This is a genomic window from Solimonas marina (assembly GCF_012241385.1).
Classification (GTDB): Bacteria; Pseudomonadota; Gammaproteobacteria; order Nevskiales; family Nevskiaceae; genus Solimonas; species Solimonas marina.
Window position 1 is genome coordinate 289,592 of the sequence record NZ_JAAVXB010000002.1, and the last position, 12,818, is coordinate 302,409.

The 12,818-nt window shown below is 61.0% G+C and carries 10 protein-coding genes; all 10 read right to left on the reverse strand.

Annotated features, from left to right (window positions below; translation table 11 throughout):
• Positions 1–3 precede the first annotated feature (3 nt).
• Positions 4–1,554 carry a hypothetical protein gene (locus G7Y82_RS04500; RefSeq protein WP_168146824.1) on the reverse strand — a complete coding sequence of 517 codons (1,551 nt, stop codon included), beginning with the start codon at positions 1,552–1,554 and terminating at the stop codon, positions 4–6.
• A 14-nt stretch (positions 1,555–1,568) separates the two neighbouring features.
• Entirely contained in the window at positions 1,569–3,536 is a 1,968-nt protein-coding gene (locus G7Y82_RS04505; RefSeq protein ID WP_168146825.1) for a coiled-coil domain-containing protein, read from the reverse strand.
• An 11-nt stretch (positions 3,537–3,547) separates the two neighbouring features.
• On the reverse strand, positions 3,548–4,000 hold the full coding sequence (locus tag G7Y82_RS04510) for a hypothetical protein (protein WP_168146826.1): 453 nt from the start codon (positions 3,998–4,000) through the stop codon (positions 3,548–3,550).
• Positions 4,001–4,071: 71 nt separating this feature from the next.
• Positions 4,072–5,544: a hypothetical protein gene (locus G7Y82_RS04515; protein WP_168146827.1), complete on the reverse strand. Its 1,473-nt coding sequence runs from the start codon at positions 5,542–5,544 to the stop codon at positions 4,072–4,074.
• Between the two features lie 195 nt (positions 5,545–5,739).
• Positions 5,740–6,240: a hypothetical protein gene (locus G7Y82_RS04520; RefSeq protein WP_168146828.1), complete on the reverse strand. Its 501-nt coding sequence runs from the start codon at positions 6,238–6,240 to the stop codon at positions 5,740–5,742.
• Positions 6,237–7,166 (reverse strand): hypothetical protein, encoded by a 930-nt coding sequence (locus G7Y82_RS04525; RefSeq protein ID WP_168146829.1) that lies wholly within the window; start codon positions 7,164–7,166, stop codon positions 6,237–6,239. The genes G7Y82_RS04520 and G7Y82_RS04525 overlap by 4 nt, the downstream gene beginning before the upstream one ends.
• Positions 7,166–10,294 carry a hypothetical protein gene (locus G7Y82_RS04530; protein WP_168146830.1) on the reverse strand — a complete coding sequence of 1,043 codons (3,129 nt, stop codon included), beginning with the start codon at positions 10,292–10,294 and terminating at the stop codon, positions 7,166–7,168. The genes G7Y82_RS04525 and G7Y82_RS04530 overlap by 1 nt, the downstream gene beginning before the upstream one ends.
• 16 nt (positions 10,295–10,310) lie before the next feature.
• On the reverse strand, positions 10,311–10,853 hold the full coding sequence (locus G7Y82_RS04535; RefSeq protein ID WP_168146831.1) for a hypothetical protein: 543 nt from the start codon (positions 10,851–10,853) through the stop codon (positions 10,311–10,313).
• Positions 10,850–12,112, reverse strand: coding sequence for a hypothetical protein (locus G7Y82_RS04540; RefSeq protein WP_168146832.1), 1,263 nt, complete (start codon positions 12,110–12,112; stop codon positions 10,850–10,852). Before G7Y82_RS04540 ends, G7Y82_RS04535 begins: the two co-directional genes overlap by 4 nt.
• 46 nt (positions 12,113–12,158) lie before the next feature.
• Positions 12,159–12,812, reverse strand: coding sequence for a phage adaptor protein (locus G7Y82_RS04545; protein ID WP_168146833.1), 654 nt, complete (start codon positions 12,810–12,812; stop codon positions 12,159–12,161).
• Between the last annotated feature and the right edge of the window lie 6 nt (positions 12,813–12,818).

The following is a 12,818-nucleotide window of genomic DNA, read 5'->3' on the forward strand; positions in this document are numbered from 1 at the left end:
TCCTTAGTTCCCGATGATGCGTTTGCCGTTGGCGTCCTCGTACACCGGCTTGCCGTTCGAAGTGCCAATCTGTTTGAAGCCTGCGGGCGGCTGAGCTTGTTGACCCACAGCGCCGGTGCCCCCGATGACCCGGCCGGTACGCGTGTCGTACAGCGAGCGCGTCTTGATCGGGAACGCGTCGTTGCCGCCGACGCTTTCGATGGCCTGGAAACGTCCGGCGTCCGGATCCTTGCCCTGTGCGAGCAGCGCGCGGTCGACGAGCGACCGGCGTAACGAGGGATCTGCATCACCCGGGAGCTGATCGATCTGCGAAAGCAGTTGCTGTTGCCGGGAGGTAGCCTGATTCGCGAGATTTGCGGCGATGGTTTGCTGGTCGGCTTGTCTGCCCTGCTGGTCGGCTTGCTTGGTTTGTAGTTGGCGTTGCCGCTGGGACGTCGTCAGAGCGTCTTCTTCTTCCGGGGTTTGGACAAACGCCTTGTCCGGTGCTTGCGCCGTGATGTCCGCCAGCTTGCCGATGAGCTGAGCCTCGAAGCGGCTACCGGGCACGAGGCCGCGCTGTCGCGCATTTCGCAGCTCGTTCTGTAGCAGATTCCGCGCAGCAATCTGGTTTTCGGCTGCGGTGCTCGCCGCAAAAGCTTGTGCTTGCCGTGCTCGTTCCACATTGCGCGCGCCCGCCAGATCGTCGGCGAGCCGCTGGTAGCGCTGCGTAAGTGACGGCTGCGAATCATCAGGTGCGGCCTGGACATAGCCGCCACGCTGCGGGGTGAATTGAACGCCGTGGGAGATCGGCTGATCGCTGAATGTGTTTCCGCGGCGGTAGACGCCAGGGGGGGCTTGGTTCTGGGTGGAGCTGCGCTGCTGCGCGGGAGAACGAGCGGTCTGCTGGCCAAGAGCCGGCTGGCCGGCCGAGCTGCCGGTCGTCACCGGCTGCTGCGGTGTCGTGCCGCGGCCCGGGGCGGCGGAGTTTTGGCGCGGCGCCGGATTGTCGTTTGCCTGCACGATCGAACTGAAAGTCTGCAGCGGCGCCGCGCCGCCGAACTGCCGAACGAAGTTCACCGGTGCAAGGCCAGCGTCGAGCACCGACGCCCCCAGATCGGAGATAACGCCGCCGGTGCGCGCCGCAAGATCCTTGAACCCGTTCTGGCCCACCGTCCGTGGATCGAGACCGAACCGGTTGTAGTAATCCTCCGTCGGCCGCGCGAAAGATCCGATCGACGACCCGATCGCAATGCTCGGGAGCGCCGACAGTGCTGCACCACGTGCCAGGCTGGCGGCCCGCGAGGTGGCGCCGACCGCCGGACTGCGCGCGACGCGACTTGCGCTGTCGCCGAACGAGCGAACCCCGTCCTCGATCCCCTGCGTCGCACCTGTCGGAGTACGCACTGGCGGCGCCCGCTGTGCGTCGAGCGTGGCCTGCGCGGCTGCACTGTCGGCGGCGCGCATCCGCGAAACCTGCGATGCGGCCCTTGGGTCGATCGCCGGTCGCGGAGTCGCCGCGGCGCGCGCGGCGCGCTGAGCCGGATCCTGCTGGTAGAGAAGATCGTCGATCGCCATATCTGGTGGCTCCGTCAGTAAGGCAGGGTCGGCGGGGTTGGATCCGGCATAGTGCCCGTCGCTGTCCCACCATCGACCGAATAATTGGTTCCGACCGAATAGCGAACGCTAGTGTCGACACTGGCGCCATAGCTCCCGGAGCTGGACAGTTGGGTGTGCACATTCACCGCCGATAGGGCGCCAGCCGCGACCTGCGAGCTCACTTGCGCAATCCCGCGTTGCGCTTCCATCGCGAGGTTTGCGTTGCGACCTGCGTTCTCGGAGACCATGCGGGCATTCTCAATGGCAACCGCCGCTTGTCCGCGCGCCGTATCGGACTGCGCCTGATAGGCAGCGATCGTCGAACGGGCGGTGTCGCTGATGGCGCCCACTTTCGATGCGTAAACACGTGCCTGTGCGTCGAACAGCGTGCCCTGCGCTTGCACCTGCTGGGACTTCGCAGCAATGCGTTCGCGTACCGCGCCGAGTGTCGACTGATAGCCCTCGATGCGCAGGCGTTCGATGTCCGACTCAGTGCGCACCGTAGCAAGCACTGCATCGATGTTGCTGCCGTACGCACGCACGCGCTCCGCGAACGCTTGTGTGGTCGACCGGTAGATGTCGGCCTTCACGCTTTCTGCCTTGGCTTGTTCGCCCCAGGCCTCGAACTCTGCCTTCTTGGCATCCACCTTCGCGGAATAGCCGTCGATGAGCGCCTTGTACTGGTCAACCTGTGCACGCTTCAGATCGACTTCAGCCTTCACGCCGTCGATCTGGCCCTTATAGATGTCGATGCGCGAGACCTGCGCCCGCACCAGTTCGGCATAGAGTTGAACCTGCTGAACGTTCAGCTCGCCGACGATCTGTGCCGCCTGCAGCTCACCTTGATAGACAGCGATTTTCTGCCCGCTCTCTTGCAGCTTTGCGCGGTAAAGCTCAGCCTGCGCGTTGAACTGTGCGATCTGCGCATTGAACAACGCCACGTTGGCATTGAAATACTCGATCGCTAGGCGCACGGTCAGCTCGGCTGCCTGCAGCTTGCGGCCGGCAGACTGGTTGTGCAGGTCGATGAGTTGGCCCTCGTACGCCAGTCCTTGCTGCACAGCGAACCGAAGCGACTCGATCTTCACATCCCACGACTTCGTCAGGATGTCGCGGTTCAGTGTGTTGGCTTGATTCTGATTGTTCTGCCGCGCCGCTTCGACGCGCTTTGCAACTTCACCGCCTGGCAGTGAGAATCCGCGACTTGACCAATCCTCGATCGCTTCTTCAATGGCCTTCTTGGCTGTAATGTCCTCGCGGGCACGCGCGCGATCGAATAACGCCTGCTCGACTGCTGCCGGTAGCCCTGTGTTGCCCGACAGCATGTCGAGCACCACCGACTTGACGTCGAGGGAGCGCACATAGGCGTCTTCGGTGTACGAGAACGAGGCAGCGGGCAATTCGGCCGGCGCCAACGGCGGCACCGCGGTAAATTCCGGAATGGCGATATCCGGCGCATTGGGCAGCGCTGACGAGGTCAGGGCCGGCTCGTCGGGCAGGGCGATATCCGGCGCATCCGGCAACGTGATGTCGAACCCAATGCTAGGCGCATCCGGCGCTGTTTCGCTGAACGGGTCCGGGGCATCCGGCAACGTGATGACGGGCTCGTCCGTCTCGAAGGTCGGCACGTCGGGTAAATCGTCGATCGTCGGCGGCGTGACCGTCGGCGCATCGGGAACGTCCGCCAGTGTCGTATCGATCGTCGGCAGGGACGGGTCATCCGGTAGCGCGAACGATACGTCCAGCGTAGGAAAGTCTGGGAAATCGACCGTTGGGGCGTCCGGGAACGTCATGTTCGCCAGCGACGTCAGCGCACCATTCGCGGAATCGAACGCTTGGCTGCCGAGATAGTAGATGTATCGGTAGCCCCACGAGACGAAGTCGCCCGTATTCTGGTACAGCGGAAGCGACGAATCGTAATCCGGCGGATCAGGTGGCGGCGGGTTTGGGTTCCACGACATGCAGTCCGTCCTTACTCGCTGGAGAACGCGAGCGCGCTATTCAATGAAACGGCGTCGCCGGCCGTCACCGCAATATCCAGAAGCTCGATGTCGTAGCCGCTGCCAAGTGCTCCGACCCCCAGATCGAGGACGAAGTTGTCGTCGGAATCGGTGACGCGCGCCCAAAGCGCAGTGCCAGCACCTGGGGCCGAGGCTTCGGCCGTCAGATCCGAAAACTGCAGAATGCCAGCGGCCGCGTCAGGCGCGCACGGATCTGCAAAGGTGAGGGTCGCCAACAGCGTTTGCGTGGTGATTGCCGCCCCGGCAGCGGGGCGCGGACTTGTGTAAATCCTCAGCTTCCCAGCGCCGGGGCCCGCGTCGACCGCGTCACGGATGGTGTTCAACCGAGCATTGCTGACAGCATCCCGCAGAGAGTCCGCAATCTGATTTGCGCGGTATTTGAACTTCAGGAATCCCTCAGACACCGCAGTCTCCGGCTCGGCTCGATACAGGCAGCAGCATCGCCGCCCCGGAATCGGGCAAACCATAGACAGGGCTACGTGCCCATGCCTTCCAGCGGCTCGAAGATCGCGATCCCCGACAGTCGGTCTGTTTTCGTCATGCCGCCGATATCGCTCTCGGTGGCCAACGCAACGTCGAGCTTCACCGTTTCGGTGGGGACGTACCACGCATCCGTGGCCGCATGGGTGAACTTGTGGCCGAACAAGCGAGGAACATCGCTGTAAGCGTAGCTGCTGCCGCTGAGGTCCGCGCGCCGTCCCACCGAGCGGAGCAACCGCTTGCCGTTCAGCAACCGAACACAGGAGTTGGCCTTGCGGCGGTCGTAGGTTTCGATCCCGCTGAGGACCATGCCCTGCGCGTAGTCGTCGCTGCGAAGCCGCAGGAAACTGAGAGCTCCGGTGCTGAGCGGGAGGTTTGAATCCATCGGCTCGGTGAACGTGTTGAATGCCATCACGCCGGGCTGTCCAGGCGCATTCATCGTGACGATGTTGCCCTCGAAATAGGGGCTTCCAGATGCGTATCGAGTGACCGCGAAATAGTTCGTGCGCCACGCCGAATCGGTGAGGTCCAACGGAGGGTTCGTCAACAAATCATTGAACCAATGGCCGCCGGCGAATGAGCCGTCGGCATTGAGGGGATGCCACGTGCAGGATCCGCCAGGGGCCGCGACCAGCGTCACCAGAGATCCGCCATCTTCGGAAACAGCGACCGCCGTGGGCGTCATGAAAACATCGACAACATCCAAGCTGAATTCCGATAGTAGGGCTGGCGGATCTCCGGGGTTCGTGTAGCTGTACGCTCGAAAATAGGTCGTGCCGCCACCGCTTGTTCGATATCGGGTGAATGAGGTGTAGAAAACCTTCAGTGTCGGATGGTGCGCACTCATGCCCACGCGGCTGATCGCGTACGAAAGCTCGCGTACCGCACCATCGGCAGATTCTTCGTCATCGAAATAGGTCAGCGTGTTTCCGTCGGCGTCGAAAAGATAGGCTCGATTCGCACGGCGAGAATGGCCACTTGTGCTGTAGTCGTCGATCAGGAAATCGTTGCTGCGCACGATGTATTTCTGCGCGGCTTGGGAGGCATAGATGCCAGTCGAGTAAAACAGTTCTCCTGTTCCCCAATCGAACAGCGGTTCGGCTGAGGTCAGCGAGCTCACATGTGTCAGGCTGCCGGTAGTCGGCTCTGCCCGGTACACGACGACATGAGAGCTGATCGGTGTGCTGGTCGTCGAGAAGTTATCGGCGTAGATGTTCACCAGAACGGCAATTTCGCTGCCGTGCGCGTGATTATCGGCGCTGCACCGCACACGGCCGCCGGATGGGACCGACATCCCCGGTATCTCCGCAGGAAGGCCTGGAATAGACGTCGCTTTGTCGGTGTCACGCGCGACGCGCCAACCGAATACGCGGGGAGGCTCGTCCGTGAATGAGCCGAACAGATAGACGAAGTAATATCCACTCGACTCTTCTTCGTTCTGAGGTGTGGGCGCCGGCGCGAAGATCATGACCTTGTCGATCGACCCCGTGCTGATCGTCCGAATTCGGACCCCATCATCGAGTGACCACGTCCTCGCACCGCTTGCCCCTGCCAAGTAGGCTTTCATTCTGCCAAGCAGCGAACGCCCGACTGGAACGAATCCTTGGGCTCGCACTTTGTCGCCGTCTAGGACAAAGTTGATGGGGCCCATCTCGCGCATCAACTATACCCGCCGGCTCAGCCGCATCACATCGAAATCGAGCCGGTCAAGCGTCAAATTGCCACCTGCCGTGTTCTCGATAACGAATTGCCAGTAGCGGGATCTTCCGCCGCGGCCGATCTTGACGCGCGCCTCACGTTCCACGCCGACATATCCGGAATCGACCTGATAGGTAACGCTCGTTTCTTGGCCGCTCTGGTTGTAGATCGCGGAGAACAGGAGGGGCGATGTAGCGCTGTACCCGATCGACGCCTGCGTGACGCTTTTCAGAGCCTCTGTACCGAAGTCAGTTTTGCCGGTCACTAGCATGCAGTGAATCTCGGCGCCCGCGTCGTCGTCGCCGCCGAGCCGGAAAAGGCCTTCGTCAGACGTGGCGTAGTAGTGATCGCCGATCCGGACCATCGAATGGAACGGGAAATTCTCGTAGCGGGATGCGGCAGCCGTTTCGCTGTTGACCGCCCAGCAGTCGAACGTCGCAACAACCGCGTCGGTCTCTTCGCTCATGGTTTCTCGTCCAGACGCCCGGATACGCCGTCGCCATAGTAGGCAGTCCAGCGCCCGTCGCCCCACAAATAGTATGGCGCGCGGTATTCGCCGCGGCCGGCATCGCTGTCCGCCAGCGGATTGCTGACGATGAAGCGCTCGCGCGCAATGAAGCGCGCGACGGCGGACGAAGTGCCGTTGTCGTTGGCGTAGAGCGTGTCAAAGGCGTTGAAAGGAATCGCCGCTTGTCGCACCGCCGAAGCTGCAAGCAGCACCGCTTCCACGATCCGTGCCTGTAGTCCGTATCGAAGCGAATCGGAAACTGAGATGCCGTCGCCGGCTCCGAGCAGCGCGCCGACATATCCGTTGGCCCTCTCGCTGACTGCAGCCGTATCGATCGCCTGCAGCATCTGCTGGACAGAGGTGAGAAGGGAATCGCCGATGCTCACCATGTCGCCAGAATTTTCGCTGGCCTCGGTCTTGACGATCAGGTTCTCGACAAGCGTGAGCAGATCGCGCGCTTCCGGACTCGCGAGCAAGTGTACGGCGATTTGTGCGGTGGTATTCAGCCGTTCCGCGGCCACAGCAAAATCAGCGATGTAGTCGCGCAATTCCAGAGACACAGATCCTTGCAGCTCGTAGACGAGATGTGCTGCCGCTCCCGCTGTGAAATGGGGGCGTGCCTCGGCTTCGCTCGAGGCATCAAGCTTCGTGGTCACGCTGCCGCCAGAGATGAAGTGATCGCTCGCGACGAAATGCCCCCCGTTCTCGTCGCCAAAAAGAAAAAATCTCTCACGCGCCGACGGGTGCATGAAACTCTGCACGCGTACCTGGTTGTCCGTTAGCAACACTTTTTCAGTCGCTGGAATAACCACGTCGATCGCCCCAGCGATCGTGAATGGCGCGAACGTAACGTCGAGAGTTCCGTAGTTATTCGCTTTCGCCATTATCCGCTCGCATTCGAGCCAGGCAGAGCAGCCTCTACTCCTGCCGGTCTGTATCTCTGATCATCGGCATACGGGATGATCGAGAATGAGTGAGTTTCATCGATCGGGTGATTGTTGTCGGCCCACAGCCATACGAAGTAATTAGATACCGAGTTGTCAGAGCGGACACGTGGAGTCCATGGCGCCGACTCGTAGTTCGTCGTGAACGTAGCGTCGCTGGCTCCGTCACCATTGATGATCCAGTTCATGACCCCATTGACGGAGAAGCCAATCTTGAACTGCTGGTTATCGAAGTCGACAACGATACCAAAGCGGATACTTTCAGTGCTGGGCGCCGTGCTTGGATCCGGGAAGGCGAAATTTGATGAGTACCCGGAATCCAGAGCGACATACCCGGATAGCCCGAATTCTTCGCGCGACCACAAGACAACGTTTGCATACATGAACGCTTCGAAGAAGTAGGTCGTCGCGTAGCCATCACCAAGATTCACTTCGGATTCGACATAGTAAATCCCCTCTGTTGGATAGCCATTGCCCGTACGCGCACTTGATTCAAGCCGATTATTGTTGTCGATGCCCCCATTCGGCGTGGCGGTGAAGTCGTTGTCGCTTAGGGTTGCCCCGGTAACTTCCGTCCACCAGTATGCGGGGACGCCTGTATCTCCAAGGCAGAAATGCGTGAATGGATAGGCGCTTGAGTTGGCCGGCCGATGCAACTGATTTTGCTCGGCATAGAAGGTCGCAGGCCCGATCAGCACGAACAGAAAGTTCTGGCTCGAGCCCCCACCCGTGATGTCCTTGAAAGAAACCGAGTCGGGGTCAGCAGCGAGCGCGCCGGTGTCGGGGTTGATCCACTGCCCGTTCACCCCGACTTTCAGCCCTCCTTGATTGTAAAGGAAGCCCACTCGAGCAGGGGCTTCAGCGGTGAGGTCATAGCTGATGTCGAAGAAGCCGATTTTGCCGCCTGAAAGGTCAACCATTCCCGCATTTATCGGGCTATCGAACGAACCGCAGGCGAGGTACAGGGTTTGATCGATGTCAGCTTCGATATAGAGGCCATCAGTGAGAGCCAAGCTATCCGAATAGCCAATGTCTGTCGTGACCTCGAGGCTGTTCGTTGGAACATCGAGCTGTGTTCCACCGCCTGAATACCATTTCAAGCAGTCATCATCTGTAGGCGGCAGAATGATCTCACTGAGTTTGTTCCGAAAGATCGAGACGATTGCAGTATTGACGACGTGTTCACCGTCGAGCAGATTTTTCGGATGAGCGTCGTGTAACTTTACGGTGAAGCTTAATTCGGAATCGCTGCCCTGCCAGTAAACGACATCGATGCTCGGTGCATCCGATGTTGTCTCGCCGGAGATGCAGATGAAGAACTGGCTGTAATTCTCCCCTATCCCCACTGCCTGCCACGGCACATCGTCGACATTTTCGCAAAGCGCCTGATCGTCGGTTCCGACCCATCGGCCATTGATGCCTAGCTTCACGAATGCGGCCGATTGGATGCCACTTTCAGTTGAAACTGTATCGATCTTCGCCATTATCGTCAGAAGCTCGGCTTCATAATCGATCGACACCGGTGATGCTCCGTTCATGGCGTACACACCGCCAGCATCGACCGCAAGGCCGGTCATGTAAGGAGAAGCACTGCCATCAGTGGGACCGGATCCGACTGCGACGCGGAAGAGCGAGCCTCGCTCTTTGAGCTTGAAGTTGATTTCAAATGGGCGTTCCGGAGTGCCGGCGGCGAATTGTTGTGAGACGTACGTTGCGCGACGGGGCGAACCATCCACCCACGTCATCGTGATTTCGCTGTTTCCTTCAGCGTCTGTTCCGTCCAATACTTCCGAGCCGGTGCCGGTTGTCGGATACAAACCGAAGCCGGCTGGCGGCTCAGTCCAATCCAGCGTCTGCAGCTCGATCGGGATCAAGGTTATCGGGAGCAACTGCATCGGAGTGTCGTTTGCTTCCCAACTGATCGCAGCATCGAACGCGACATAATGCACGCCGGCGATCGCCGTGACGTCCTCAGTCGTAGCCTGAACCGATGCTGCTTGAGCGCCCTCTCGACGGACCAGAAGCGATGCAGTCGGATCAATCTCACTTGCGCTAAACACGGGGGAGGCAAACCCGACTGTTGCCGGTTTGCCGAGTTCGCCGATTGGAAGAGCAAGCCGCAAGTCAGCCAGTCGCAGGTAATCACCCGAATACACGCCATCGGCATCGATGATGACCCCGCCGCCCGCTTCGTAGAAGCTGTCCGACTGCCGGCGCAGGTACACCGGCGCCCACAATGCAGGATCGCCAGTCTGCCTCAGGATCCGCACCCACAGCGAATCCGTATCGGCTGGCACTTGAAACTGCATCGGTTCGAGCAATTGCAGTGCGACCAGTTCGCCACCGGAAGGAAGAGCTGGGATGAAAAAGTCCACCGCAGCAATCGGCTCGTCCGCGAAATCGGTGGAGAGCGGATCCCCATTGGGATCGCCGGCATACAACTCGAGGCGAGGTCGTTGTGCGCCGCCATCCTTCTCCATCAAGGCGATGAAGATTCGCAGCATGCAGTACGGCCCCAGGTTCGCGCTCAGCCCGTATCGGGAAATATCCAGCGTCTGGTAGTACGCTGTGTCGAACGCGAGCCCAAAGTTCATCGATTCGACATAGAACTCGTGCCCCACCCTGTTGGGGGTCCCGTACGGGTAATGCTCCGTAGCCGTATACGTGTTCTGAAATGCCATCAGCCCATCGACAGATACGGTGCAGCCGTAGTGCATCACCAAGCCGCCGAATCGATCCTCGCACGCCAGAAACACTGCATCGCCCGGCAGCGTTGGCGCGACCCCGCCGTACCGATAGTCGACATCGCCGATGGGGACGTCGCCGATAATACTGTCGTGTAGATCGGGCAGGAGCCGGACTGCATCGGTAATATCCTCGTCGCGCGTGTAATATCGAGTCGTCCAATAGCCAACATCCGACGCGATCACGGAATCATGAGTCGCGAGTGGCACCGTGTTGTACGAGAAGTTCTCTGGAACATACGGCGCCAGCCATACCGACGTTGGCAGGTATCCCTGCAGCAGGGATAGCGCTGACGCCTTGAGGTCTGGCGCGAGAGTGATCAACGTCGCCTCCGCCGGCTTACGCGTTGGATTGAGCCTGCACGAAATAGGCGATGCTCATGGTGTCACCGGCCTCGAATGTGCGGCTGTTCGCAAACCGGAATGCCGAGAACAACTTGCCGGTCGTTGCCTGCTTGGCCTGCGCCGACACCAGCGCGGCTCCATAGATCGTGCCGGCCGTGTTGATCGTGAACGTGGCCGCATTGAGGATGCTCGAGATCGTCTGATCAGCGACCTCACCGGGGGTCCATACTGGGCGATTGGCTTCATCGTAGCCAGTGAACTCGCCGGCAGTCGCGTCGAAATTGGCGGCCGTCCATGCCGCGCCAGGGGTGACGTTGTTGGCCCACGGCGCGACGTACCATGCCGTCGCCGGCGTGCCACCCGCCAGATAGACGCTCAGCAGATCGGCCAAGCCCTCGTTGCTGACCAAATTGTGCGACCACTCCATCGGCTCGTCGTTGCGCGCGAGGCCGACGTAACCACCGACGGCCAGCGTGGAGGCCGGAAGGGCAATGCCGTCCGGGGAGCACAGTAGGGCTGCGAAATTCTTCGTGTTCATGGGATGACAACTCCGTTCCGGATAACCTGCACGACCGCGTGATCGGCCGCACCAAAACCCGCGTTGCGTGGATGACGCATCGAGGACACCAACTGCTTCTTCCCATCGCTTTCGCGCATCAGCGACGCGCCGCTCATGTAGCGCGGAAGCGACAAATTCTTTCGAGTGAGGTGCACGATCTGGCCGCTGATCGAACCCAGCAGGAGATTTCCGTTGGTGTTCCACCAGCACGCGACGCGGCCTTTGTAGTCGAGGTCGAAATCATCACCGAGCGCGCGGCACGACGAGCCGACGATGGTGCCGTGCGGATCGATCGGCCGGAGTTGGAAGCTGCGCGGATCGTCACCGGACAAGAAGAACGTCTGCTTGTCCGTGCCAACGTAGATTCCATCTTCGACCGGCTCAAGCAGCAACACCGGGCCGGGGAAATCGAAGTAGTTGCGCGTGCGCGAGGTCAGCCCATACCGCAGCGGGTCGCTGTAGGTCACGCGGCTGCCGAGCGCCGAATACATCCGGCCGCGATACTGGCGCACGATCGTGCCCGGCGGCATGCGATCGAGCATCAGCGTGTCGAGCTGGCGGCCGAGCGTCCGCTTGTTGAGGCTGAAGCTGGTGGTGCCGACTGGCACTGTCGCGGCCGAGTACAGCACATCGCCGTTCGGCGGCGACTGGTAGATGCGGATCAGCGTGCACGACGGATCGAGCGGCTGCGGAATGCTGGTGAGCTGAATGCCTTGGCCGTCGGCGACATCGATCGTCGCTGCCCGCATGGCGCCAGATTCCTCACCGGCATCGCCGTTGAGGTCGCGCAGCCACGTCACGACCACCTGATACCGGCCGCCGTCCATCGAGCCGCCCGAAAACGTCGTCAGCAGCGGTTGCGCCGGCGGCGTGTCGATGCCCCAGGGGTAAATGGTCTTGTCGGCGCGAACGACGCCGCGGATCAGGCCGTTGCTCCAATACACCCGGTCGCCGACCAGTTCGTACGACATCCGTGCATCGGGGTCGACAGGCAGCAGTGGCACAGGTGGCGGTTCACTCTCGTCGAACCAACACAAGTTGCCGTCGAAAACGACGAGCCCGAACGGTAGCTCAGCGGTCCCGAAAAGACTGTGCGCTCGGCCGGAGAACAACAGCTTGTAGCCGTCTCGGCGCTTGGTTTTGCCGTTGCGGTCAATATCGACGTTCAGGGCATCTCGCAGATACGCTGGCGTCGTCCGCGTCGCCGCGAGTTCGTGCACGTCGTCGGTATTGTTCATTCCGCCCGGCCAACGTCCGCCTACTGTCGAATCAGTCGCCATCTCGTTACCAATGCGGCCGGCAGACCGGCACTTTCTTGAGGCGGCGCTTGCGGCGGACGTTGGCGTCCGGGCGCTCGCCGAAACTTGCGGTGAACAGCGCCGCGTGATCGGCCGCGCGCTGGCGGTCGTTCGCGTCGGCGTCGCGGCGCTTGAACGCCAGATGTGCCGCCCAATCGAGCAGCAGCGGGTGATAGGCCGGATTGATCTCGGGTTCTGCCTCTGTGTCGTTCAGCGACATCGGCTCGGTCGGCAGGCGCCACAGACACAGCGCGAGGTCGGTATCGGTGGTCGGCGTCGGGAATGGGCGGATGTACGCCTCTTCTTCGTAGAAGCGGCAGGGCTGGCCGGTCATCGTTCGCCAGCGGCCGCCGTATTCGTTGTCGAGCTCGTCGCTCGTGGTGCGCTCGAGCTTGCGTGCGCCGGCGTAGACCTTGTCGACAGCGATGACGAGTTTCGAGAGCGGGGCCGTTGCCGTGTTCGCAGCGGCTGTGAGCTGCGCCAGCTCGGACGACTCGTCGTAGATCAGAAACGCGCGAATGCAGGCCTCATCTACGGACTCGTTCAGGTAGGTGACAAGCTGCTCATCCGCCCACAGGTACGGGGCCGCTGAATCATCCAGCAGCACCCGTAGTTCTGTGAGCAGATCAGGCAGCTTCATCGCTGA

Bases quoted from the DNA above. Each gene is read 5' to 3' on its own strand.
- G7Y82_RS04525 (WP_168146829.1), bottom strand. From the start codon at position 7,166: ATGGCGAAAGCGAATAACTACGGAACTCTCGACGTTACGTTCGCGCCA.
- G7Y82_RS04535 (WP_168146831.1), bottom strand. From the start codon at position 10,853: ATGAACACGAAGAATTTCGCAGCCCTACTGTGCTCCCCGGACGGCATT.
- G7Y82_RS04500 (WP_168146824.1), bottom strand. From the start codon at position 1,554: ATGGCGATCGACGATCTTCTCTACCAGCAGGATCCGGCTCAGCGCGCC.
- G7Y82_RS04540 (WP_168146832.1), bottom strand. From the start codon at position 12,112: ATGAACAATACCGACGACGTGCACGAACTCGCGGCGACGCGGACGACG.
- G7Y82_RS04545 (WP_168146833.1), bottom strand. From the start codon at position 12,812: ATGAAGCTGCCTGATCTGCTCACAGAACTACGGGTGCTGCTGGATGAT.
- G7Y82_RS04520 (WP_168146828.1), bottom strand. From the start codon at position 6,240: ATGAGCGAAGAGACCGACGCGGTTGTTGCGACGTTCGACTGCTGGGCG.
- G7Y82_RS04515 (WP_168146827.1), bottom strand. From the start codon at position 5,544: ATGATCTTCGCGCCGGCGCCCACACCTCAGAACGAAGAAGAGTCGAGT.
- G7Y82_RS04505 (WP_168146825.1), bottom strand. From the start codon at position 3,536: ATGTCGTGGAACCCAAACCCGCCGCCACCTGATCCGCCGGATTACGAT.